The 23,302-nt window shown below is 70.1% G+C and carries 19 protein-coding genes and 1 tRNA gene; 8 read left to right on the forward strand and 12 right to left on the reverse strand.

Annotated elements, in window-relative coordinates; all coding sequences use genetic code 11:
• Positions 1-74 precede the first annotated feature (74 nt).
• Both galK and galT read right to left on the reverse strand, forming a co-directional pair.
• Positions 75-1,214 carry a galactokinase gene (galK, locus tag HQQ79_RS05650; RefSeq protein ID WP_173032862.1) on the reverse strand — a complete coding sequence of 380 codons (1,140 nt, stop codon included), beginning with the start codon at positions 1,212-1,214 and terminating at the stop codon, positions 75-77.
• Positions 1,211-2,308, reverse strand: coding sequence for a galactose-1-phosphate uridylyltransferase (galT, locus tag HQQ79_RS05655; RefSeq protein ID WP_071245343.1), 1,098 nt, complete (start codon positions 2,306-2,308; stop codon positions 1,211-1,213). Before galT ends, galK begins: the two co-directional genes overlap by 4 nt.
• Before the next feature lie 64 nt (positions 2,309-2,372).
• On the opposite strand from galT, the gene HQQ79_RS05660 reads away from it, so the two are divergent.
• Both HQQ79_RS05660 and HQQ79_RS05665 read left to right on the forward strand, forming a co-directional pair.
• Positions 2,373-3,227, forward strand: coding sequence for a DeoR/GlpR family DNA-binding transcription regulator (locus HQQ79_RS05660; protein ID WP_027466638.1), 855 nt, complete (start codon positions 2,373-2,375; stop codon positions 3,225-3,227).
• Positions 3,224-4,156, forward strand: coding sequence for an aldose 1-epimerase family protein (locus tag HQQ79_RS05665; RefSeq protein ID WP_173032864.1), 933 nt, complete (start codon positions 3,224-3,226; stop codon positions 4,154-4,156). Before HQQ79_RS05660 ends, HQQ79_RS05665 begins: the two co-directional genes overlap by 4 nt.
• Before the next feature lie 88 nt (positions 4,157-4,244).
• Here the strand turns inward: HQQ79_RS05665 and HQQ79_RS05670 are convergent, their stop codons facing one another.
• A complete protein-coding gene (locus tag HQQ79_RS05670) occupies positions 4,245-4,565 on the reverse strand; it encodes a hypothetical protein (RefSeq protein WP_027466636.1) in 321 nt (106 codons plus the stop codon).
• Positions 4,566-4,751: 186 nt separating this feature from the next.
• Positions 4,752-5,567 carry an SGNH/GDSL hydrolase family protein gene (locus HQQ79_RS05675; protein ID WP_139178854.1) on the reverse strand — a complete coding sequence of 272 codons (816 nt, stop codon included), beginning with the start codon at positions 5,565-5,567 and terminating at the stop codon, positions 4,752-4,754.
• A 140-nt stretch (positions 5,568-5,707) separates the two neighbouring features.
• On the opposite strand from HQQ79_RS05675, the gene HQQ79_RS05680 reads away from it, so the two are divergent.
• On the forward strand, positions 5,708-6,262 hold the full coding sequence (locus HQQ79_RS05680; protein ID WP_173032866.1) for an SGNH/GDSL hydrolase family protein: 555 nt from the start codon (positions 5,708-5,710) through the stop codon (positions 6,260-6,262).
• Positions 6,263-6,402: 140 nt separating this feature from the next.
• Here the strand turns inward: HQQ79_RS05680 and HQQ79_RS05685 are convergent.
• Positions 6,403-6,475, reverse strand: a tRNA-Lys gene (locus tag HQQ79_RS05685).
• A 53-nt stretch (positions 6,476-6,528) separates the two neighbouring features.
• Positions 6,529-6,690: a DUF2207 domain-containing protein gene (locus HQQ79_RS05690; RefSeq protein WP_138801981.1), complete on the reverse strand. Its 162-nt coding sequence runs from the start codon at positions 6,688-6,690 to the stop codon at positions 6,529-6,531.
• A gap of 127 nt (positions 6,691-6,817) precedes the next feature.
• Between HQQ79_RS05690 and HQQ79_RS05695 the strand changes: the two genes are divergently transcribed.
• The 3 genes from HQQ79_RS05695 (at position 6,818) to HQQ79_RS05705 (ending at position 9,432) form a co-directional block, all read left to right on the forward strand.
• Positions 6,818-7,447, forward strand: a complete 630-nt coding sequence (locus tag HQQ79_RS05695) for a hypothetical protein (RefSeq protein WP_027466634.1) — start codon at positions 6,818-6,820, stop codon at positions 7,445-7,447.
• 513 nt (positions 7,448-7,960) lie between these two features.
• Entirely contained in the window at positions 7,961-8,560 is a 600-nt protein-coding gene (gene sigK / locus HQQ79_RS05700; protein ID WP_027466633.1) for an ECF RNA polymerase sigma factor SigK, read from the forward strand.
• Complete coding sequence (locus tag HQQ79_RS05705; protein WP_173032867.1) at positions 8,557-9,432, forward strand: anti-sigma factor; 876 nt, start codon at positions 8,557-8,559, stop codon at positions 9,430-9,432. Before sigK ends, HQQ79_RS05705 begins: the two co-directional genes overlap by 4 nt.
• Positions 9,433-9,647: 215 nt before the next feature.
• On the opposite strand, the gene pstB is transcribed toward HQQ79_RS05705, so the two are convergent.
• From pstB to HQQ79_RS05735, 6 genes are all read right to left on the reverse strand, one after another.
• Positions 9,648-10,427, reverse strand: coding sequence for a phosphate ABC transporter ATP-binding protein PstB (pstB, locus tag HQQ79_RS05710; protein WP_027466631.1), 780 nt, complete (start codon positions 10,425-10,427; stop codon positions 9,648-9,650).
• Between the two features lie 49 nt (positions 10,428-10,476).
• Positions 10,477-11,562: a phosphate ABC transporter permease PstA gene (gene pstA / locus HQQ79_RS05715; protein ID WP_027466630.1), complete on the reverse strand. Its 1,086-nt coding sequence runs from the start codon at positions 11,560-11,562 to the stop codon at positions 10,477-10,479.
• Between the two features lie 13 nt (positions 11,563-11,575).
• Positions 11,576-12,526: a phosphate ABC transporter permease subunit PstC gene (gene pstC / locus HQQ79_RS05720; protein ID WP_110861811.1), complete on the reverse strand. Its 951-nt coding sequence runs from the start codon at positions 12,524-12,526 to the stop codon at positions 11,576-11,578.
• A 169-nt stretch (positions 12,527-12,695) separates the two neighbouring features.
• Positions 12,696-13,805 (reverse strand): phosphate ABC transporter substrate-binding protein PstS, encoded by a 1,110-nt coding sequence (locus HQQ79_RS05725; RefSeq protein ID WP_173032869.1) that lies wholly within the window; start codon positions 13,803-13,805, stop codon positions 12,696-12,698.
• 406 nt (positions 13,806-14,211) lie between these two features.
• Entirely contained in the window at positions 14,212-15,159 is a 948-nt protein-coding gene (locus HQQ79_RS18890) for an NUDIX domain-containing protein (RefSeq protein ID WP_173032871.1), read from the reverse strand.
• Entirely contained in the window at positions 15,156-17,321 is a 2,166-nt protein-coding gene (locus HQQ79_RS05735; RefSeq protein ID WP_027466626.1) for an RNA degradosome polyphosphate kinase, read from the reverse strand. The genes HQQ79_RS18890 and HQQ79_RS05735 overlap by 4 nt, the downstream gene beginning before the upstream one ends.
• Before the next feature lie 207 nt (positions 17,322-17,528).
• Between HQQ79_RS05735 and HQQ79_RS05740 the strand changes: the two genes are divergently transcribed.
• Both HQQ79_RS05740 and HQQ79_RS05745 read left to right on the forward strand, forming a co-directional pair.
• A complete protein-coding gene (locus HQQ79_RS05740; protein ID WP_027466625.1) occupies positions 17,529-17,810 on the forward strand; it encodes a hypothetical protein in 282 nt (93 codons plus the stop codon).
• A gap of 107 nt (positions 17,811-17,917) precedes the next feature.
• Positions 17,918-23,218: a DUF6531 domain-containing protein gene (locus HQQ79_RS05745; RefSeq protein ID WP_173032873.1), complete on the forward strand. Its 5,301-nt coding sequence runs from the start codon at positions 17,918-17,920 to the stop codon at positions 23,216-23,218.
• Positions 23,219-23,302: the final 84 nt, after the last annotated feature.

Below are 23,302 nucleotides of genomic sequence, written 5' to 3' on the forward strand. Positions count from 1 at the left end.
GCGCTGAGCGACAGTCCACGGGCTGATCGCCGCGTGACCTGTCGCTCAGCGCGAAACGTCGAGCGCGCGCGCCGTCAGTCCCGCCGGGCGCCCTGCGCGGCGTGCACCGTGAACACGTTCGGCTCGCGGTACCCGGCGTCGGCGAAGGCAGCGGTGACGGCGGCGGTGATCGCACCGCGCGACTCCTGGTCGACCAACGCGATCGCCGCGCCGCCGAATCCACCCCCGGTCATGCGGGCACCGACGGCACCGTGCTCGACCGCCGTCGCCACGGCCAGGTCGAGTTCCGGCACGGAGATCTCGAAGTCGTCGCGCATCGACTCGTGCGACGCGACGAGCAGGGCACCGATCGCCCGGGGGCCCTGTTCGCGCAGGGTGCGGACGGTGTCGAGGACGCGCTGGTCCTCGGTCACGATGTGCCGAACGCGGCGGAAGGTCTCGTCGTCCAGGAGCTCCTGGGCACGAGGGAGGTCCTCGACGCTGACGTCACGCAGGGCCTCGACACCGAGCACCCGCGCACCCTTCTCGCACGAGGCCCGACGAGCCGCGTAGCCACCGGTCGCGTGGGCGTGCTCGACGCGGGTGTCGATGACCAGGACCTCGAGCCCGTTCGCCTCGAGCGCCAGGTCGACGACGGCGGTGTCGAGCGTGCGGCAGTCGAGGAACACGACGGCGTCCTGCTCGCCGAGCAGCGAGGCGGACTGGTCCATGATCCCGGTGGGGGCACCGACGGCGTGGTTCTCCGAGTACTGCCCGACGCGCGCCAGGGTCTTCCGGTCGAGGCCGAGTTCCCACAGGTCGTTGAACGCCAGCGCGACACCGCACTCGATCGCCGCACTGGACGACAGGCCCGCACCGACCGGGACGTCGGACTCGATGAAGACGTCGAACCCGGTCTTGTCGCCCAGATCGGCACCGGCCTGCTCGCGCAGGGCCCAGGCGATGCCGAGGACGTAGGCCGACCAGCCGCTCATGGCCTCGGGCGACAGGTCGTCGAGGGACAGCGCCACCGGGTCGCTCGTGGCGTCGAAGGCGGAGGCGACGCGGATCGTCCGGTCGTCGCGCTGCGCGATGGAGGCGGTGGTGCGACGGTCGATCGCGAAGGGCAGCACGTAACCGTCGTTGTAGTCGGTGTGCTCACCGATCAGGTTGACGCGACCCGGGGCGGAGTACCGCACCGTCGGCTCGTACCCGTAGACCTGCTGGAACGTCATGCGCGCTCGACTCCCTGTCGGATGAACTCGGCCGCCTTCTCGGGCACGAGGTCCCCGATCCAGGCGCCCATGGCGGCTTCGCTGCCGGCCAGGAACTTCAACTTGTCCGCCGCGCGTCGCGGCGAGGTGATCTGCAGCATCAGCCGCACGGTGTCGCGAGCGGTGTGCACCGGTGCCTGGTGCCACGCGGCGATGTAGGGCGTCGGGTCGCCGTAGAGCGCGTCGAGCCCACGGGTGAGCCGGAGGTGCATGTGCGCCAGCTCGTCCTTCTCGGCGTCGGTCAGGCCGGCGAAGTCGGGGACGTGACGGTGCGGCAGCATGTGGATCTCGATGGGCCAGCGCGCGGCGAACGGGACGAAGGCGGTGAAGTGCTCGCCGGCGAGGACGACCCGCTCGGAACCCCGCTCGTTCGCCAGGTGCTGCTCGAACAGGTCCGGGCCGAACCGTTCGATGCTCGCGAGCAGTCGCTGGGTGCGCGGGGTGATGTACGGGTACGAGTAGATCTGTCCGTGCGGGTGGTGCAGCGTGACGCCGATCGCCTCGCCCCGGTTCTCGAAGGGGAACACCTGCTGGATGCCCGGCATCGCGGAGAGTGCGGCGGTGCGGTCGGCCCAGGCTTCGACGACGGTGCGGGCACGCGACTCGGAGATGGAGGCGAAGGACCCGGATGTCTCGGGCGAGAAGCACACGACCTCGCACCGGCCGACCGAGCGGAGCTGGCGGTTCAGGCCGACGTCGCTCAGGGACTCGAGCGACTCGGGAGCGTCGTCGGCTTCGAGCAGCGGGCCGAACGACGGCGAGCGGTTCTCGAACACGGCGACGTCGTAGCGGCTCGGGATCTCGGACGGGTTGGCCGCGCTCTGGGGCGCGAGCGGGTCCTGGTCGGCCGGCGGCAGGAACACCCGGTTCTGCCGGGACGCCGCGATCGACACCCACTCGCCCGTCAGGACGTCCTGCCGCATCCGCGCCGTCTCGGGCCGCGGGTCGAGCACGCGCTCGTCGATGCTGCGTTCTGCGGGCAGCGTCGAGTCGGCGTCGTCGAAGTAGAAGAGGTCGCGGCCGTCCGCGAGCTTCGTCACGCGCTTGGTGATCACCGGAACAGCCTAGCGCCGATCCGAAGCGTTGCGAAGGACATCGGAAGCAAGCGAAACTGTCCACATGACGGACGCCGACCTCTCCTTCCTCGCCGGCGCGCTGCCCGCGCCCCTGCGGCAGGACCGCATCGTCGCGATCGTCGACGGCGCCCCGGGCATGGTCCGGACGGCCGCGTTGGCCGCGTCCCTCGGCACCAGCGAGGTGACGGTCCGCCAGGACCTCGCCGTCCTCGACCAGGAGGCCCGGATCCGCCGGGTGCACGGGGGTGCGGTCCGCCTCGGGGCCGGGTCCACCGAGCGCCCCTTCGAGGAGACCGCCGTCGAGCACCAGGTGGCCAAGGCGGCCATCGGCCGTGCGGCGGCGGCGCTGGTGCGCCCGGGGGAGTGCGTCGTCCTCGACGTCGGCACCACGCCCGCCGCCGTCGCCGAGGCGCTCGTGGCGCGCACCGAACTCACCGGCGTCACCGTCGTCACGAACTCCCTCACCACGGCGCTCGCGCTCGAGCGAGCCGTCCCGCGCTTCACCGTGATCGTCACCGGCGGCACCCTCCGACCCCTGCAGCACTCACTCGTCGCGCCCTTCAACGGTGCGGTCCTGCCGATGATCGCCGCCGACCTCGTGTTCCTCGGTGGCACCGGCCTCGACGTCGACCACGGCCTGACGAACGTGAACCTGCCCGAGACCGAGGCCAAGCGGATGCTCGCGGGGACGGCCCGGCGTACCGTCGTGGTCGCGGACGGGTCGAAGTTCGGCCGGGCCCACATCGGGGTCGTCCGCGCGCTCGAGGACATCGACGTCGTCGTCACCGCTGAGGCCGACGCCGCCGCGGTCGCCACGATCCGGGCGGCCGGCGCCCAGGTGATCGTCGCCGACGGCGAGCAGCACACCGAACCAGCCGGAAGGAAGAACACCCCATGACCGCAGCACCCACGGGTGGCCAGTACCGCCTCCACCACGCCGGGCCCGACGGGGTCGTCGAAGCCGTGGTCACCGAGGTCGCCGCGGGCATCCGCGAACTCCGCGTCGCCGGCTTCGACATCACCGAGCCGTTCCCCGTGACCGAGCAGCCGCCGGGGGCGAACGGGATCGTCCTGGCACCCTGGCCGAACCGCGTCGCCGGGGGTGTGTGGGAGCTCGACGGCAAGCGGCAGCAACTCGACGTCTCGGAGCCGAAGTACGGCAACGCGTCGCACGGACTGCTCCGGTTCGCCCCGTACCGGGTGGTCTCGCAGACCGAGACGTCGATCCAGCAAGAGGCGACGATCCACCCGCAGCACGGGTGGCCCTTCACCCTCGAGACGCGCGTGCTGCACGAACTCGTCGACGACGGCATCCGCGTCACGCACGAGGTCACGAACCGTTCGGGCGTCCGTGCACCCTTCGCGGTCGGTGCGCACCCGTACCTGCGCGCCGGTGACACCCCCGCCGACGACCTGGTCGTCACGCTCGACGCCGCGACCGCGTTCACCGTCGACGAGCAGAAGGTGCCGAACGGTTCGGTGCCGGTCGAGGGCACGCCGTACGACCTGCGCCAGGGGCGGCGGGCCGGGGACTCGGACCTCGACACCGCGTACAAGGACGTCACCCCGGACGCCGAGGGGATCCGCTGGACGACGATGCACGGGCCCGAGGGCGACGGGGTCGAGCTCTGGCAGGACGCCTCGTTCCCCTACGTGCAGGTCTTCACGTCGCGCGAGTACCCGCGCGGCGACGGGAAGGGCCTGGCCGTCGCGGTCGAACCGATGACGGCACCCGCCAACGCCCTGAACTCGGGCGAGGGCCTGCGCTGGCTCGAGCCGGACGAGACCTGGACCGGTTCGTGGGGGATCCGCCGCGTCTGGTCCTGAGGACTCCGGTCGGCGCGCACTGCTGACACGACGAAGGCCCCGCCGGGTGTCCGGCGGGGCCTTCGTCGTTCGTGTCGGGAGCCGGGCGTCAGCCGCGGCGCATCCGGAGCGCCTCGACCGCGAGGGACTCGGTCGCGTACCGGCCGACCTCGTGCGCCCATGCCGGGTCGTCGCCGCGGAGCGCGATGAAGTCCTTGCGCTGCCGGCAGACGTAGCCGAGCACGGCGGTGGCCGTGGCGACCTCGATGAAGTCCTTGCGGATGTGGCGGGTCGTGACCTGGGCGTTGCGGCGGAGCGTGTCGAGCAGGAGCTCGTTGCTCATCGTCGTGTTGGTCGCTGCTGCGAGCTCGACGATGCGGCGCGCGTCACCGGTGGTGCTGGTCTGCGTGGCTTCGATGGGCTCGATCACGGTGTACCCCGTTCGTTCGTGGTGGTGCTGTGTTGCAGGATCCGTCGATCGGATCCGGGAACGACACTATCGGCGCTATGCCAACAATCCGCTGAGGGCGGGCTGGGCTGTGCAGGGGATCCGCCATGAGCCAGCTGAGGAGGACTTGTACCCCGGTGCCGCGGCCCCCGGCGCCCGGCCGCGTCGTCAGGAGCAGCGTTCGCTCGGCGCGGCCCTGGTGAGTTCCTCGAGCGCCCCGTCGATCTTGTCGGCCAGGTAGCGGTACCCGTCGTCGTTGAGGTGCTGCCCGTCGCCCGCCGCGTAGCTCGCGCTGTTGGCCGACGTGAACCACTGCCGGTCGATCGCGTCGATGAACGGCACCCGGGCGTCTCGTGCGCCGGCGGCGACCGCCGCCGAGATGGCGACGGTGGTCTTCGCGCGGGGCTGCGGTGCCGAGGGGCCGATCGCCACCACGACCGCGTCCGGCCACTGTCGCTCCGCGGTCCGCAGGGTCTGCTCGACGCGGGACTCGAGCGTCGCGGCGTCGACGAGCCAGTCGTTCTGGCTGCCCTGCACGATGACCAGCTCGGGATCGAGGGACGCGTGCCGTTCGATCCGCGCGATGTAGGTCCGTGCGGAGGAGTGCGACCTTCCGGTGTTCACGTAGCCGCTCCCGGGCACGCCGTCGATGGTGGCGTCCCAGCCGCGTTCCGCGACGAGGTCCTGCGCCCAACCGTGCATGCCGTCGTACGAGCCTCGCCCGGTCGTGTACGAGTCGCCGACGATGAGCACGTCCGAGCCGGCGGCGATCGCCGATGCCGCCTCGCTCGCCGACACGGTCGGCGCTCCCGGATCCGGCTGGCACGCGTCCGACACCGTCGGGAGCAGGACGAGGAGCCCGGCGACGCCGAGGCTCATCGCGCCGAGGGCGACAGCCGGTACCAGGCGTCGCCTCCGGCGTCGTCGTCTGAGCAGCAGCGAACGGGGACCGTCCGGCCATCCGCCGTCGGTTCGTCGGGCCACGGCCGGGATTCTACGCGGCCCGATCCGCACCTCGGCTGACCGGTGAGGAGTGTCCGCGAACACCGCTGGCGGCACGCGGAGCGCTGTCCTGGGCGTGGTTGGCTGGACACCCGCGACCGAAACCGACCCTGGGAGCTCCCGTGGCGACCGTCACCTACGCCGGCGACAGCATCACCAACCCCGAGAACTCGTTCTCCTGGACCCGGTTCCTGACCGGGACCGATCTGCGGCTCGTCAGCGGTGTCGGCATCAGCGGCGCGACGTCGTCGGCGGTGCGGAACGCCGTGGCCCCCGTGGATGCCGACGTCCTCGTCGTCATGGTGGGCACCAACGACATCCGCCTCGGCGTGGGTCGGTCGACCATCCGCGACAACATCGCGGCGATCGTCGAGGTCGTCGGTGCCGGCCACGTCGTCATCGGGCAGGTCGCACCGTCCAACCTGACCGACTACGGCGCCGACCACATCGACCGTGCCGCCGGCGGGTTCGCCCACAACCGCGACCTCGCGCGGTTCACGGCCGATCGAGGGTGGCTGCTCGTCGACCCCTGGTTCCCGGTCCGTCGCCTCGACGGCACCTACGCCTCCGGTGCGGCCGACGTCGACGGCGTCCACCCGACGGTCGCGACCGGCACCACGGCCGGGGCGATCCTGTCCACCGCCATCCGCATCGCCGCCGGTGGGGCGTCTGCCTGACACAGCGGCGTTCGGGGGTGTGGGCCCCGTGGGGCTCGAACCCGCGACCCTCGGATGAAAAGCCGGCGTTCGGGAGGGTGTGGGCCCCGTGGGGCTCGAACCCACGACCCTCGGATGAAAAGCCGGCGTTCGGGAGGGTGTGGGCCCCGTGGGGCTCGAACCCACGACCCTCGGATTAAAAGTCCGGTGCTCTACCAACTGAGCTAGAGGCCCTCACCCGCAAGGCTAGCGGGTGAGGGCCTCCAGGAAGGAACCGTCGGTCCGGGTCAGCCCCGACGTCCGGTGAGCGAGCGCAGCAGCCACGCGATGACCGCGATGACGAGCAGCACGATGCCCACCCAGAGCAGGAACTTCAGGCTCGCGGCGAACCCGCCGACGAACAGCAGGATGACTGCGATCACAGCCAGGATGATGAGCAGGGCGTTCATGGAAGATCCTCTCCTTCACGTGCAGGGAGGAGCGCCTCCCTGCCGCAACACGGTACGCGTGGCGCAGCCGTTGCGTTCTGGGCGAACGGGACGCGGGCGTGTCACCGGCCGCGCCTACACTGCTGCGGTGCCTCGCGATCACCACCGTCCCGTCCACTTCACCGACGCCGAGTTCGCCGCCATCCAGGGCGGTGAGGACCCGGCGCTGGTGAACCGTGTCGCGCACGAGACCGCGAACGCACTGCTGCACCGGGTCCGCGAAGACCCGGACCCCGCCGTGGTCGAGCGGCTCGTCACCTACACCGACGTGCACGGCATCGACGCCATCGCGGAGCTGTGGGCACGGGTCGGGGCACACACCCTGCCGGGGGCGCTCTGGCGGGTGTACCTGGTGCGCATCGTCATCCGGCAGAACCCGGAGGAGATCGCGTACCTGTTCGAGCGGGGTACGGCGCAGATCGGCACGATCGACCAGGCGGTCGCCGGTGCCGAGGAACCGACGGGCCCGGCCGAGATCCTGACGCTCGCCGACCGCATCCTGCACGGCCTGTACACGGGCGACCTCGCGGTGGCGCTCGACCGCGGGGCGTCGTTCTGTCGTCTGACCGCCGCCGGCGCGACGGCCGTGGCGGACGAGTCGGACCTGGTCGCGTCCGAGCGCGCGAGCGAACTCACGACGCGGGCACTCCGCCTGACGGAGCTGGCGGCCGACCTGACCGAGGCGGCGGCGCTCTGGCGCCGCGACAGCCTGGACTGAGCGCGCGGCGGGACGGACCCGCACCGGGCCTCCAGGCCCGCGCAGCAGTCGGAACGCATCCGGGCATGACGGAACGCATCCGGGCATGAAAAGACCGGGCCGCAGAAGCGCCTCTCGGCGCGAGGCCGCTCGAAGCGGCGAATTTTGGAGCCCGGGGCTTGCTGCGGCCCGGCGAGACCAAGTCTACGAGACGCTGGCTGATCACTCGACCCTGTTCACTCATGGTGGACAGAACCGGCCCCGGGCGTGCCCGCGGGAACCCCTTCGAAGGCCCGCCGCGCCCATCCTGCCGAGAAATCCCGACCCCCATCCAATCCACAGCGGGGACCGCGCCGAATCATCTGCGTGACGGTCGGAATGCCCGTCACGAAGCGAGAGGCCCGGTGTGACCCGGACCGGCACCGCCGGTCAATTCCCTGTGGGTCACGCCGGCCCCTCGTCTCGACCGCCCATGCGGAGGCTTCGTGCTACCCGCCTGGTCAACGAAAGCAACCGAGAGGAGGGAAACCTGCAATGCTTGCCCTCGTGGATAGCGACACCGAACGCTGGAGCTCGTCAGAGCCAGCTCAGGCATCGCCGGACGACCTCCTCGCCCGGGTCGCCGCCGGTGACCAAGCCGCCTTCGCGGACCTCTACGACGCACTCTCCGGTCGGGTCCTCGGTCTGATCACGCGCCTCCTCCGGGACCGCGCGCAGTCGGAAGAGGTCACGCAGGAGGTCTTCCTGGAGGTCTGGCAGCAGGCCACCCGCTTCGACCGGAAGCGCGGTACCGCGGCCAGCTGGGTCCTCACCATGGCCCACCGCCGAGCGGTCGACCGGGTCCGTGCCTCGCAGTCGTCGCACGACCGCGACACCAAGATCGGCATCCGCGACCTCGAGGCCGGTTTCGACCAGGTCTCCGAGTCCGTCGAGATCCGCATCGAGCACGAGCGCGTCGGCCGAGCGCTGGCGAAGCTCACCGAGTTCCAGCGGCAGGCCGTGCAACTCGCGTACTACGGCGGCTACTCGCACAGCGAGATGGCCGAACACCTCGGTGTCCCCATCGGCACCGTCAAGACCCGTCTCCGTGACGGGATGATCCGACTCCGAGACGAGATGGGGGTGACCTCATGACCGAACGCCACGACGACCCCGCACTGATGACGGGTTCCCACGCCCTCGACGCGCTGTCCGACGACGAGCGCGCGCTCCTCGAGGACGCCCTCCGGACGTCCCCCGAGCTGCAGGCCGAGAACGACTCGCTGCGCGAGACCGCGCTGCAGCTCGCCTACGCCGTCGCACCGATCGAGCCCCCCGCGTCGCTCAAGGCGTCGCTGCTGGCCCAGATCGCCACGACCCCCCAGGCCGCACCCCTCGCCGACACGGCGGTCGACCGGACCCCGGTCGCCGAGACCACCTCCGTCCAGGAGGCCCGTCCCGAGCCCGCCAGGCACGTCGCCTCGATCGCCGACGGCCCCACCGCCGGTGGCCGGGCTTCCTCCGAGGCTCGCCGCCGCTGGTTCCAGCGTCCGGCGGTCATGCTGACGGCCGCAGCTGCCGTCGCCGCGGTCTTCTTCGGCGGACTCGGCGTCGGATCGATCTTCGACCCGAACGGCTCCGGCACCGGCACCACGCAGGCCTCGAGCGGCCTCGACCGCATCTACGCCGCCTCCGACTTCCAGCGCACCACGACCAAGGTCGCGGGCGGCGGTTCGGCGACGGTCGTGTGGTCGAACGACCTCGGCAAGTCCGCGGTGATCCTCGACGGTGTCGAGCAGGCGCCGAAGGGCAAGACGTACGAGCTCTGGTACATCGGCTCCGAGGAGCAGGGCGGCACCATCAAGTCGGCCGGCCTGGTCGACGGTGCGGCCGACGGCGTGTACTCCGCCGTGCTCAAGGGCGCGATGTCCGAGGGCGACACGATCGGCATGACGGTCGAGCCCGAGGGCGGTTCCGAGCAGCCGACCACCTCGCCGATCATGGCGGTCCCCACCACCACGGCCTGACGCCTCGGGCGGTCCTGCTGGGCCGTCACCGACGCACAACGACGAAGCCGCTGTCACACGACAGCGGCTTCGTCGTTCTGCGTCAGCGTCGTGATCGCACCGCGGCGCCGGGCGCAACCACGAACGCCGTCGCAACCACGAAGGCCCGGTGCGCGTCCGTGGCGGACGTGCACCGGGCCTCCAGGCAGTCCGTCAGCGCGACGGACGGATGCCGATCAACCGAAGCGGCCCGAGACGTAGTCCTCGGTGGCCTGCACGGACGGGTTCGAGAACATCGTCGCGGTGTCGTCGAACTCGATGAGCTTGCCGGGTGCACCGGTGCCGGCGATGTTGAAGAACGCCGTCTTGTCGCTGACGCGCGACGCCTGCTGCATGTTGTGGGTCACGATCACGATCGTGAACTCCTTCTTGAGCTCCTCGATCAGGTCCTCGATGGCGAGGGTCGAGATCGGGTCGAGGGCCGAGCAGGGCTCGTCCATCAGGAGCACGTCCGGCTCGACCGCGATCGCGCGGGCGATGCAGAGACGCTGCTGCTGCCCACCGGACAAGCCCATGCCGGGCTTGTCGAGGCGGTCCTTGACCTCGTTCCACAGGTTCGCGCCCTGCAGCGAGCGCTCGACGATGTCGTCGGCCTCGGAGCGGGAAACGCGCTTGTTGTTGAGCTTCACGCCCGCCAGCACGTTGTCGCGGATCGACATCGTGGGGAACGGGTTCGGACGCTGGAAGACCATGCCGACCTGCCGACGGACGAGCACGGGGTCGACGCCGGCGCCGTACAGGTCGTCGCCGTCGATCTTGACCGAGCCCTCGACCCATGCGCCGGGGATGACCTCGTGCATGCGGTTCAGCGTGCGGAGGAAGGTGGACTTGCCGCAGCCCGACGGGCCGATGAAGGCCGTGACGGTGCGGGGCTCGATGGTGATGTCGACACCCTCGACCGCCTTGAACTTCGAGTAGTAGACGTTGAGGCCGTCGACCTCGATGCGCTTGGACACGTTGATCCTTCTGGGTGGGTGGTGTCGCTGGTTCCGCGGGGGCGGAGGGTCAGCGGCTGAGCTTGGGGGCGAAGAGACGGGTGATGAACCTGGCGAGCAGGTTGAGCAGCATCACGATCAGGATGAGCACGAGGGCCGCGGTCCAGGCCCGGTCGACGAACGGCACCGGGTTGGCGCCCTGCTGCGAGTACTGCGTGTACGCGTACACCGGCAGGGTCATCATCGGGTCACGGAACAGGTTGTAGTTCATGCTCGCGGTGAAGCCGGCCGTGACGAGCAGCGGGGCGGTCTCACCGATGACGCGGGCGATCGAGAGCATGACGCCGGTGGTGATGCCGGCGAGGCTGGTGGGGAGCACGACCTTGAGGATCGTGAGGTACTTCGGCACCCCGAGGGCGTACGAGGCCTCGCGGAGTTCCATCGGGACGATCTTCAGCACCTCTTCGGTGGAGCGCACGACGATCGGGATCATCAGCACCGACAGGGCGACGGAGCCGACCAGGCCGAAGCGGGCACCCGGGCCGAGGAACAGCGCGAAGAGCGCGTAGGCGAACAGGCCGGCGACGATCGACGGGATGCCCGTCATGACGTCGACGAAGAAGGTGATGCCCTTCGCCAGGGCGCCGCGACCGTACTCGACCAAGTAGATCGAGGTGAGCAGGCCGATCGGCACCGAGATGAGCGCCGCGAACAGCGTGATCTCGAGCGTGCCGATGAGGGCGTGGACCGCGCCGCCGCCCTCGGAGATGACCCCGCGCATCGAGTACGAGAAGAAGTTCGCGTCGAAGCGGGCGATGCCCTTGGCGATGACCGTCCAGAGCAGCGACACCAGCGGCAGGACCGCGATGACGAACGCCGTGATGACGAGCGAGGTGACCAGGCGGTCGACCGCCTTGCGGCCGCCCTCGACGATGCGCGAGATGACGACGATGAGGACGTCGAACAGGACCGTGCCGAGGAAGATCGCGGCGACGACGTTGAAGTCCTTGACGGCGCCACCCGCGTTGAGCAGGGCGAAGACCAGGACGAGGGCGACCCAGCTGCCGACCAGCAGCAGCCACGGGACGGAGGCGTGCAGCTTGCCGTTGGCGTAGACGTTGCCGGCGGTGCCGGTCTGACGGAGCGCGAGGGACATCGGGTGCGACCTCTCAGCTGACTCGGCTGCGGACGATGTACCGCGCGAGCATGTTGATGACCAGGGTGATGACGAAGAGGATCAGACCCGACGCGATGAGCGCGTTGAGTGCGGTGCCCGAGGCCTCGGCGAACTGCAGGGCGATGTTCGCGGCGATCGTCGAGGGGTTCTGCGACGTCAGCATCTGGAACGTGACGTTCGTCGAGACCGACAGCACCAGCGCGATCGCCATCGTCTCGCCGAGTGCACGGCCGAGGCCGAGCATGATCGCGGAGACGATGCCGGACTTCGCGAACGGCAGGACCGACAGGCGGATCATCTCCCAGCGGGTCGCGCCGAGGGCCAGGGCCGCTTCCTCGTTGAGGGTCGGGGCCTGCAGGAAGATCTCACGCATGACCGCGGTCATGATCGGGATCGCCATGACGGCGAGGACGATCGACGCCGTCAGGATCGTGCGGCCGGTGCCGGACACCTGGCCGGAGAACAGCGGGAACCAGCCGAGGTACTCGTTCAGGAACACGTAGAACGGCTTCACCAGGGGCGCCAGCACGGCGATGCCCCAGAGGCCGTAGACGACCGACGGCACCGCGGCCAGCAGGTCGATCACGTAGCCGAGGACCGGCGCGAGTCGACGCGGCGCGAAGTGCGAGATAAAGAGGGCGATGCCGAGGGACAGCGGCACGGCGATCACGAGCGCGATGAGCGCGGACCAGACGGTGCCGAAGACCAGGGGGCCGACGAAGTCCCAGAAGTTCGTGGCCTTGCCCGGCAGCTCGCCGACCTTGGCGGAGAAGGCCGGGATGCTCTGCCACACGAGGAACGCGGCGACGAGCACGAGCACGAAGAGGATGAGGCCGCCGGCGATGACCGACGCGGCGGAGAAGACGCGGTCGCCGACACGGACGACGGCCTTCGGCTTGATCGGGGTGACGGTGGCCCCTGGCTGGGCCGGTGCGGTCGTCATGGGGTACTCCTGTCGGAGGAACGCCGGGGGAGGCGACGGGTTCTGGGGTGGTGGTGCGGTGTCCGGGCCGGGGGCCTGGACGGGTGCGCGTCCGGGTGGTGTCCTGGACGGCTGAGTGCCCGGACGCCGGTCGTGTGGGTGGGACCGGCGTCCGGGCGCTCAAGGGGCCTTACTTGATGGACGCGACCGCGTCCTTGGCCTTCGACGCGAGGTCGGAGGAGAGGGCGGCCGACTTGGCCTCCTTGGCAGCGGCGTCCTGAGCGGCGCTCGAGACGACGTAGTCGAGGTAGCCCTTCACGAGCTCGGCCTTGTCGGCGTCCTTGTACTCCTGGCACGCGATGGCGTAGGAGACGAGGACCAGCGGCCAGGCACCGTCAGCGGTGTCCTTGCGGTCGATGTCGATCGCGAGGTCGTTGTCCTCGCGGCCGGTCGCGATCTTCGAGTCGGCGACGACCTGCGCGGCACCGTCGGCCGAGATCTCGGTCGCCTTGTCGCCGACCATCAGCTTCGCGCGGTCGAGGTCGCCCGCACCGGAGTCGTCGATGTAGGTGATGGCGTTGGTGGCGTTGCCCATCGCGGAGGCGACACCGGAGGTGCCCTTCGCGCTGTCACCGACCGAGTACGGGAAGGTCTGGCTGGGCTTTTCGGTCCAGACGTCAGAAGCGTTCGCGGAGACGTACTCCGAGAAGTTCTGCGTGGTGCCCGAGTCGTCCGAGCGGTGCACGACCGTGATGTTCGCGTCCGGAAGCTTCGCGTCCTTGTTCAGGCCGGCGATCTCCGAGTCGTTCCACTTGGTGATCTTGCCCGAGAAGATGCCCGCGATGGCCTTCGCGTCGAGGGTCAGGTCGCTGACGCCGTCGACCTTGTACGCGATCGCGATGGGGGAGATGTAGACGGGGATGTCGATGCCCTTGGTGTCCGCCTTGCAGGACTCGAACTTGCCCGAGAGCTCCTCGTCCTTCAGCGCGGCGTCGGAGCCGGCGAAGTCCGCGGCACCCGACATGAAGTTCTCGCGGCCGGCGCCGGAGCCGTCCGGCGTGTAGTTGACGGTGACGCCCGAGGCTTCGTTCTGGAAACCGGCGGCCCAGGTGGCCTGCGCAGTCTGCTGTGCGGACGAGCCCGAGCCGGTCAGGGTGCCGGAGAGCTTCGAGTAGTCGCTGCCGCTGGTGGAAGAGGAGGACTCGGTGCTGCCCGCGTCCTCGTTTGCCGCGCACGAGGAGAGCACGACTGCGCCGGCGATCGCGATTGCTGCGATCGAACCGATTCGCTTGATGTTCACAGGGGTCCCTTCGGGAATGGAATGCAGTGGGACCACTGCGGTCCCTGGGCCGGTGCCGACCCGGGAGCGACTGTAGGGACGCGAGGTGACCGCAATCACCCCCGCTGGTGAACGGGAGGTGAACGAGGGGTTGTCCACGTCGGGGCGGCGTGCGCCGCACCCGCGCAGGGAGCAGGATCGGGGGCACTGTGCGCTCGTTTGGAAGATGCGCACGCATGATCGCGGACGAGCGGTCGGGAGGCCCGGATCGCGTTCCCGGGCGCGGCGCGGCCCCGTCGTGTGGCCGGGTGCCGGGCGCGTCGGCAGCCGTGCGGCGGCGCTGCGGTCCGCCGACGCTGCCGTCCGCCGGCGCTGCGGTCGGGCGGCGCTGCGGGCAGCCGGACCGCTGCGGTCCGCCGGTGGCGGGCTACGCCGGGATCGTGTTGCGGTGCGTCTCGACCGCGACGAGCGTGTCCCCGGCGATGTGCATGACGGAGAAGTCCCCGACCGACAGCATCGCGGCGCGGCGCAGGTCGAAGCGGCCGGACTCGTCGGCGGTCGCGGTGGCGATCCGGGCGATGATGTCGGGCAGTACCGGGCCGTGCGAGCACAACACGGCGGTCTTGCCCTTGTCGAGCCGGCGTCGGACGACGCCCTTGACGTCGGCGGCTCCGCGGTCGTGGGCGTCCTGGCTGAGGTCCGGGGTGCTCGAGACGCCGAGCTTCGTCGCGGCGGACAGTGGTTCGACGGTCGCGAGGCACCGCGCCGCCGTGCTGCTCACGATCTTCTTCGGGCCGAAGGCTGCGACCGGTGCCGCGGCGGCCTTGGCCTGCGAGCGGCCGACGGGCAGCAGCGGACGGGTGGCGTCGGGGCCGTCCCAGTCCGAGCCGGGCACCGTCTTCGCGTGGCGCAAGGTGATCAGGGCGAACGTGCGGTGCTGTCCCGCGGCGGCGCGTTCGGCGAACCGGTCGAGGATCGCGACGTCCCGCTCGTACGTCAGGCGGTTGCGGGCGTCGTCGATGGTCACCCACTCGAGCGCCGCGACCTCGTGGTTCGGCACGAAGGCGCCCGCGCGGGCGTACTCCTTCGCCGAGACCCGGGCCGCCCAGTAGTGCACGAGCTTGTCGCGGCCGTTCGGCAGCACGTACTCGGCGGTGCCGAGCGGTGCGCCGAGGTGGACGCGGTACCCGGTCTCCTCGTCGATCTCGCGCACGGCGGTCGTCGGGACGGCCTCGCCCGGGTCCACCTTGCCCTTGGGCAGGGAGACGTCCTTGTGGTGGTCGCGGTGGATGAGCAGCACGAGGGGCGTGCCGTCCTGTTCGCGCCAGACGACCGCACCCGCAGCGACGACGGGGCCCGAGGGACCGCCGCTCACCGAGTCGAGCGCTTCCGGGCCGAGATCTTCCGCATGGTCACATTCTGCACGTCCTCGAGCGGACGGCCCGCATCGTCGGTGGAGTGCCGCGTCCACTCGCCGTCGGACTCCAGGTGCCACGAGCTGGCGGTGTCGGCCATCGCCAGGTCGAACATCTCCTGGACCTCGTTGATGTGGTCCGGGGCGACCAGTCGCACGAGCGCCTCGACGCGTCGGTCGAGGTTGCGGTGCATCATGTCGGCACTGCCGATGAACACCGCCGGGTCGCCGTCGTTGTGGAATGCGAACGCGCGGGAGTGCTCGAGGTAGCGCCCGACGATGCTCCGCACGCGGATGGTGTCGCTGACGCCTTCCATGCCCGGCTTGAGCGAGCAGATGCCGCGCACCCACACGTCGATCGGCACCCCGGCCTGGCTCGCCAGGTACAGCGCGTCGATGATCTGCTCGTCGACCATCGAGTTGACCTTGATCCGGATGCCCGAGGGCTTGCCGGCGCGGGCGTTGGCGGCCTCGGTCTGGATGCGCTTGAGCAGGCCCTTCCGCAGGTGCAGCGGTGCGACGAGCAGGCGCTTGAACTTCTTCTCGATGGCGTAGCCGGACAGCTCGTTGAACAGGCGGGTCAGGTCCTTGCCCACCGTGTCGTCCGAGGTGAAGAGCCCCATGTCCTCGTAGATGCGCGAGGTCTTCGGGTTGTAGTTGCCCGTGCCGATGTGGCTGTAGTGCTTGAGCGTCCCGCCCTCTTGCCGGATGACGAGCACCAGCTTCGAGTGCGTCTTCAGCCCCACCAGGCCGTAGACGACGTGCACGCCGGCCTTCTCGAGCTTCCGGGCCCAGGTGATGTTGTTCTGCTCGTCGAAGCGAGCTTTGATCTCGACCAGGGCGAGGACCTGCTTGCCGGCGGCCGCAGCGTCGATCAACGCCTCGACGATGGGGCTGTCGCCGGAGGTGCGGTACAGGGTCTGCTTGATCGCCAGGACGTTCGGGTCGGCCGCGGCCTGCTCGAGGAACGCCTGCACGCTCGTGGCGAAGGACTCGTAGGGGTGGTGGACCAGGACGTCGTTCGCCTTGATCGCGCGGAACAGGTCGGGCTTCGTGTTCGGCTCACCCGGCTGGAACTGCACCGGGGTGGTCGGCACGTGCTTGGGGTAGTGCAGGTCGGGGCGGTTGATCTTCGAGATCTCGAACAGTCCGCCGAGGTCGAGCGGCGACGGCAGCCGGAAGACCTCTTCCTCGGTGATGTCGAGTTCACGCACGAGCAGGTCGAGGGTCACCGGGTCCATGTCCTCGGTGATCTCGAGGCGGATCGGCGGACCGAACCGGCGGCGCAGGAGCTCGCGCTCGAGGGCCTGGATGAGGTTCTCGGCCTCGTCCTCCTCGATCTCGACGTCCTCGTTGCGGGTGACCCGGAACACGTGGTGCTCGAGGACTTCCATCCCTGGGAACAGGTCGTCGAGGTGGTTCGCGATGAGGTCTTCGAGCGGGATGAAGCGCATCCGGCCGGAGTTGTCGTCGGGGAGCTTGATGAAGCGGGAGAAGTTCTGCGGCACCTTGAGGCGCGCGAACTCCTGGCGCTGCGACTTCGGGTTGCGGACCCGCACCGCCAGGTTGAGCGAGAGCCCGGAGATGTAGGGGAACGGGTGCGCCGGGTCGACGGCCAGGGGCATGAGCACCGGGAAGATCTGCTCGTTGAAGTACTCCCGCATGCGCTGCCGGTCGGCTTCGTCGAGGTCGGACCAGTGCTCGATGTGGATGCCCGCGGCGTCGAGGTCGGGCTTGAGCGACCCGATGAAGGCCTGGGCGTGCCGGTCCTGCAGCTCGTGGGCCTTCTTCGCGATGTCCCGCAGGACGTCGCTGGGGGCACGGCCGACGTTGGTCGGGACGGCGATGCCGGTGTCGATGCGGCGCTTCAGGCCGGCGACGCGGACCATGAAGAACTCGTCGAGGTTGGACGCGAAGATCGCCAGGAAGTTCGCCCGCTCCAGCAGGGGCTGCGTGCGGTCTTCACCCAGCTCGAGCACGCGCTGGTTGAACCGGAGCCAGCTGAGCTCGCGGTCGAAGTAGCGGTCCGTCGGCAGTGACTCGTGCTCGATCTCGATGACTTCGTCGAAGTCGTCGAGGTCGGGTGCGACGGATTCGCCGTCGAGCTGCGGTTCGGTGTCCATCCCCACATCCTGCCACCCGGCCCCTGCCACCGGAGGGGCCTCGGTGGACGCTGTGGAAACCGGCGGTGAACCGTTCGGATGTGGAGGAAGGATCACGATATACCGACGGTGACATCTGCCTGGGTTTGTGGGTATGGTGGGCCGTGTCAGAGCCTCCGGGGGGATTCCACTGCGCGGGGGTGCAGCTACGAATGAAAGAGGTTCATCATGTCGCGTGTCCTTTCGACCGAGCAGGCCAAGACCGCCATCCGTCAGGTCCAGTCGATCATCAACGGTGGTTTCACCGACCAGATCTCGCAGCTCGACGCTCAGGGCCGGATCCTTTCCGACTCGAACGTCTGGGACGGCCCGCTCGCGGCGACGTTCCGCGGGTCCACCTGGCCGGAGACCAAGGCTGCTCTGGACAAGGCGAAGACCGAGCTCGAGCAGCTCCGCACGCAGCTCGACAAGATCTCGCAGGACATCTTCACCGCAGGTGGCGGCGCGTAAGCACCGGCCTGTTCCCGCCCGGACCGTCGCACTCGCGGCGGTCCGGGCGTTCGCGGTCGGTGGGGCCGCTTCACCAGCACGATCAGCACGACTTCGGGGGATGAACCATGGTTGACCTGCACGGCAATGAGCCAGTCAAGTTCGACAACGGCACGGCCGATGCACTCAGCACGGCGCTGAACGGCGCGGCCGAGTCGATCGAGGGCCAGGCCGGCTCGCGGCAGTCCTACGTCAACACCGCGTCCCAGGAGTTCCGCGGGCACTTCTCGGAGCTCTTCGCGCAGAACGCCGGTACCGCGAAGAGCGACGCCGAGGACATCGCCACGAACCTGCGCACCGTCGCGGGCTGGGTCGACCAGATGAAGGCGGCCGCCGAGCGCGAGAACGCCCGGCGCAAGAAAGCCCGCGACTGGTACACCGAGTACGGTGACCGGAACTTCTTCGAGTGGATGCACGACAAGGTCGCCGGCGCACCGGAGCCGCCCAAGGTCGAGCACGAAGACCCTCCGACCTTCGCGCCCGCGAGTGCCAAGTCGACCACGCGCCAGACCCCGAACCCGGGCGCGGGTGGGAGTGGTGGTGGCGGGACCTCGTCCGCCAAGCCGGAGGACCTGCGTTCCTTCGCCGCCGGATCGACCTCGCTCAACAGCGACCTCACCGGGAAGCCCGCGGGGCTCCGCGGCAAGCTCGACGACTTCGCGACGAAGTGCTCGTGGGGAACGATCAACGCCGACGGGCTCGTGTCGGCGTTCGACAAGTGGCTTGCTGCCAACGACCAGGACGTCACGTGGGCGAACACGATCGCCGATGCATTCGCGGCCGCTGGCGGCGAGGGCGCCGTGTCCACCGTCTCGGACGCCGCGCTCGCCGCAGCCCTGGCTGCCGCCGGGGTCTCGCAGTCCCGCACCGACCTGCAGTTCGATCCACCATCGGCCTACGGCGCCCAGCCCACCACCGGCTTCTCGATGGACCCGGTGAACACCACGACGGGCAACTTCCTCGAGCCGGAGCTCGACCTGGCGTTCACCGGTGCATCTGCGGCGCTGCAGGTGACCCGCATGTACAACTCCCTCGATCAGCACGTCGGCCTCTTCGGTCCGGGGTGGGCGTCGATCCTCGAGACCCGCCTGCTCCTCGACGACGAAGGCGCGTCGTTCGTCGGCGCCGACGGTCGTCAGGTCCGATTCCCGCGCGACGGCGAGGGGTGGGCGCGCGGTGTCGGCGAGAACCGCTGGCTCGCGGCCGAGGGTGACCGGCTCGTCGTCCGCGACAACCAGGGCGAGCGCATCGACTTCTCGCCGTCCGGGCTGTGGCTCGGGCAGCGCGGTGGAGCCGGCACCGCGGTCCGCGTCGAGCGGGATGCCGACGACGTCGTCGTGCGCCTGCTGCACGAGCGCGGTCGCTCGATCGACATCGACCACGTCGACGGCCGGGTGGCGGTGCTCCGCGCCTCCGACGGTCGTCGGGTCGAGTACGGGTACGACGATCGCGGCCGACTCGTCTCGGTGACCGACGCCGTCGGCACCCGGACCTACGGCTGGAACGACGACGACCTCATCACGACGGTCACGAGTGCGGCCGGTGTCGTCGAGGTCGACAACACCTACGACGACCAGCGCCGCGTGGTCGAACAGATCAGCCCGCACGGCCGCTCCGTGCGCTTCGCGTACCTGCCCGGCCGCGTCACGGTGGTGTCCGACCACGACGGCTCGCGGTCGAACTCCTACATCGCCGACGCCAAGGGACGACTCGTCGGGGTCATCGACTCCGACGACCGACGCCAGTCCATGAGCTACGACCGGCACGGCAACCTGCTGTCGGCGACCGAGCGCGACGGGTCGGTGACCGTCCACGCGTACGACGACCGCGGCCGGAAGACCCGGACCGTCACGCCGTCCGGCGGCGACCTGACCTACGGGTACGACGACCAGGACCGCGTGACGACGGTCGTCACCGAGGCCGGTGCCGTCGTGAGCTACGAGTACGTGGGCGACGACCGCGACCCGTCGGTCATCGTCGACCCGGTCGGCGGCCGGACGGAGCTGACCTGGCAGGACGGCTCCCTCACCCATGTCGTCGACCCGACCGGCGTGGTCCTGACGCTCTCCTACGACGCGTTCGGTGAGCTCGTCTCGACCACCAACGCCGTCGGCGACACCGCTCGGATCGAGCGCGACGCCGCCGGTCACCCGGTCGCCGCGATCAGCCCCTCCGGCGCACGGAGCGAGTACCGCTACGACGCCGCCGGGCTCCTCGTCGAACGGCGTGACGCCGACGGAGCCGTCTGGCGTTTCGAGTACGCCGCCGGAGCACGGATCGCTGCGATCACGGACCCGCTCGGAGCACGGACGACGCTCGACTACGCTCCGAACGGCGAACTCGCGACCACGACCGACCCACTGGGTCGGCGGGTCTCACGGACGTTCGACGACCAGGGGAACCTGGCGGAGCTCGCGTTGCCGGGCGGCGCGGTCTGGACGTTCGCGCACGACGCCTTGTCGCGCCTCCAGGCCGTCACCGACCCCGCCGGCGCGACCTGGCGTCGTGAGTACGACGTCGTCGGCGAGCTGACGGCGACCGTCGACCCGACGGGTGTCCGCCAGGAGTTCACGGACGACGTCGCGACCGGTGTCGCGACGCTGCGCGACGCCTTCGACACCGCGACCGTTCGGTTCGACGAGTACGGCCGACCCGTCGAGTCCACGTCTGACGAGACCGGTTCCGAACTCATCACCTACGACTCCGCCGGTCGCCCCGTCGAACTCGTCGACGGCGAAGGCGGACTGACCCGACTCGAGCGCGACCTCGCCGGCCGCGTCGTCGCGTTGGTCGCCCCCTCGGGCGCGCGGTCCACGTACGAGTACGACGCCTGCGGGCGTCCCGCCGCAGCCACCGACGCCGCGGGGGCGCGGACGACGCTCACCTACGACGCGGACTCCCGTGTCGTGGCCCGGACCCTGCCCACCGGCGAGGTCGAGGAGATCACGTACGACGCAGTCGGGCGCGTGGTCACGCAGACGACTCCGGGTTCCGGCACCGCGCGGTTCCGCTACGACCAGGCCGGGAGGCTCGTCTCCAGCCACGACGCACGCTTCGGCCGTCGTCGGTTCCGCTACGACGCCGCCGGGCAGCTGATCCAGGTCGTCAACGGTCTCGACGGGGTCACCTCGTTCGAGTACGACGAGCGCGGGCGCCTGGTGACGATCACCGACCCTGCCGGCGGGACCACTCGACGAGAGTACGACGCCGCCGACCACGTGGTCGCCGTCACCGATCCGCTCGGACGGACGACCACGGCGGCCTACGACCCGGCCGGGCGCCAGATCCGGCAGACGGATCCCGACGGCCGCACCACCGAGTGGACGTACGACGCAGCCGGCCGCCAGCAGGCCGTGCTCGTCGACGGTGCGGTGCAGTCGGAGATCACCCGCGACGCCGTCCACCGAATTGTCGTCGTGTCGGACCACACCCGTGGTGCAGGCCGGACGATCGAGCACGAGCTCCAGCACGACCGCCGCGGCCTGCTCGTCCGCCGAGCCCGAGGCGACCAGTCCGTCGCGTGGGAGTACGACGCCGACGGCAACCGCACTGCTCGGGTCGACCCGAACGGCACCCGCACCACCTACCGTCGCGATGCCGTCGGCCGTGTCGTCGGGGTGGACCGTGACGGCACCGCTGCCGGCGCGTTCTCCTACGACGCCTCGGGTCGTATCGTCCAGGCGGCCACGGGCGACCTGGTGCAGTCGTGGTCGTACGAGGGAGGCGCCCTCGTCGCGCACACCTCGACCACGCTCGACGGTGCCACCAGCACGCGGATCGAGCGCGATGCCGACGCGCGGATCACCGCGGTCGACGGACCGTCCGGGGCGGTGTCGTACGAGTACGACGCCGCCGGGCAGCTCGTGCGCGCCGGGGACTCGACGTGGGCCTACGACGATGGTGGGCGACTCGTCGCCGAGTCCGTCGGCGGTGTCGAGACGCGTCACGAGTACGACGCTGCCGGACAGCTGGTCGCGACGACCGCCGAGTCCGGCCGCATCGAGTACGTCCACGACGGTCTCGGCCGCCGCATCCGGCGGACCGCCGCCGACGGTTCGACGACCGAGTACGCGTGGTCCGACCTGGGGTACCTCGCTGCCGTCGTCGACCGCGACGCTTCGTACGCCGAGACCGGTCGGCTCGACGTCTGGGTCGACGCGCTCGGTGAGCTCGCCGAGGTGGGTGGGGTCGCCACGTGGTGGGACTCCGCCGCGGTCGTGCCGTCGCTCATCAGCATCGCCGACACGTCGCTGCTCGACCTGCCGGGGGGTGTCACCGCGATCGGCGATGCCGTGACGCCGCCCGCCTGGCGCAGTGCTCGCGCGACCGATGCTGCGGACCCGTGGGCTGCGCTCGCTGCCGTCACCGACGTCGGGCTGCCCGCGGGGGTGTCCCTGACCGGCTCGGGTGGGGTGTCCGTCGCAGGGCTGGAGTGGCTCGGGGCCCGTGTGTACGACCCTGCGGCGCGGGGCTTCCTGTCGGTTGATCCGCTCGCGCCGATCCTGGGTGCCGCGTGGTCGGGGAACCCGTACTCGTACGCGGGCAACGATCCGTTGCAGGCCGTCGACCCGCTCGGGTTGCGGCCGGCGACTGACAAGGACTTGCAGGCGTACCGGGATGCGAATCAGGGTGCAATCGCCAACGTGCGTGACTGGGCTGACGAGCACTCGGAGCTGATCTCGAACATCGCCATCGGCCTCGGCGTCGCAGCGACAGTCCTCGCGATGTGCACACCGATCGGCCCGGTAGTCGCGATTGCCGTGATGGCAGGCGGCGGAGCTGCTTTGGCCGGGGGGCTATCGATCAAGGAAAACAGGGGGGAGAACGGCAAGGTCGATTGGGGAAAGGTCGGCCTGGACACTCTCGTTGGTGGTGTGTCGGGAGCTGCCGGAGGGGGAAGCGCGCTGGGTCTCTCGAAACTCGGGACGGCGGCTGCTCGCGCAGGTGCTCCAGTGCTCCAGCGGATCGGCACGCAGGCCTTGACATCGACTACTCGCTCGGCGATCTCGTCAGGAGTGTCAGGTGCCACGCAGAACGTCGGCGGGTACATGTTCGACGAAGACGTCTCGCACACTGCCGGCGGTTACGCGGCGTCTGCGGCGTCCGGCTTCGGTCTGGGGGCGGGCTTCAGCCTGGGATCCGGGGCGCTCGGAGCTAAGATCGTCAAGAACTTGGACCTCAGTTCTCCATCAGCGACCGCTTTGATCGGTGGTGCGGTGAACCACAGTGCAGGCGGCTTTGGTGCCGTGGCAAATGAGCTGGTCCGCCCGGGCGGGGATCAGAGTCGCGCAAACCTTGTCCAGACCTTTGGAACAGGGTTCCTTGCAGGGGCGCGGGGTCCTACCGTCACTTCACATCGTGCGCCATGAGTGGCGGGCGACGAGAGAAAGAGAGCGTAACCGTGCCGAATACGGAGACCCGGCTTGGGACCGACGTCGCCCGGCGGCGTGTAT

The organism is Curtobacterium sp. VKM Ac-2852 (genome assembly GCF_013205045.1).
GTDB lineage: Bacteria > Actinomycetota > Actinomycetes > Actinomycetales > Microbacteriaceae > Curtobacterium > Curtobacterium flaccumfaciens.

Bases quoted from the DNA above. Each gene is read 5' to 3' on its own strand.
- galK (WP_173032862.1), bottom strand. From the start codon at position 1,214: ATGACGTTCCAGCAGGTCTACGGGTACGAGCCGACGGTGCGGTACTCC.
- HQQ79_RS05660 (WP_027466638.1), top strand. From the start codon at position 2,373: ATGACGGACGCCGACCTCTCCTTCCTCGCCGGCGCGCTGCCCGCGCCC.
- HQQ79_RS05665 (WP_173032864.1), top strand. From the start codon at position 3,224: ATGACCGCAGCACCCACGGGTGGCCAGTACCGCCTCCACCACGCCGGG.
- HQQ79_RS05690 (WP_138801981.1), bottom strand. From the start codon at position 6,690: ATGAACGCCCTGCTCATCATCCTGGCTGTGATCGCAGTCATCCTGCTG.
- sigK (WP_027466633.1), top strand. From the start codon at position 7,961: ATGCTTGCCCTCGTGGATAGCGACACCGAACGCTGGAGCTCGTCAGAG.
- HQQ79_RS05705 (WP_173032867.1), top strand. From the start codon at position 8,557: ATGACCGAACGCCACGACGACCCCGCACTGATGACGGGTTCCCACGCC.
- pstA (WP_027466630.1), bottom strand. From the start codon at position 11,562: ATGTCCCTCGCGCTCCGTCAGACCGGCACCGCCGGCAACGTCTACGCC.
- pstC (WP_110861811.1), bottom strand. From the start codon at position 12,526: ATGACGACCGCACCGGCCCAGCCAGGGGCCACCGTCACCCCGATCAAG.
- HQQ79_RS05735 (WP_027466626.1), bottom strand. From the start codon at position 17,321: ATGGACACCGAACCGCAGCTCGACGGCGAATCCGTCGCACCCGACCTC.
- HQQ79_RS05740 (WP_027466625.1), top strand. From the start codon at position 17,529: ATGTCGCGTGTCCTTTCGACCGAGCAGGCCAAGACCGCCATCCGTCAG.
- HQQ79_RS05745 (WP_173032873.1), top strand. From the start codon at position 17,918: ATGGTTGACCTGCACGGCAATGAGCCAGTCAAGTTCGACAACGGCACG.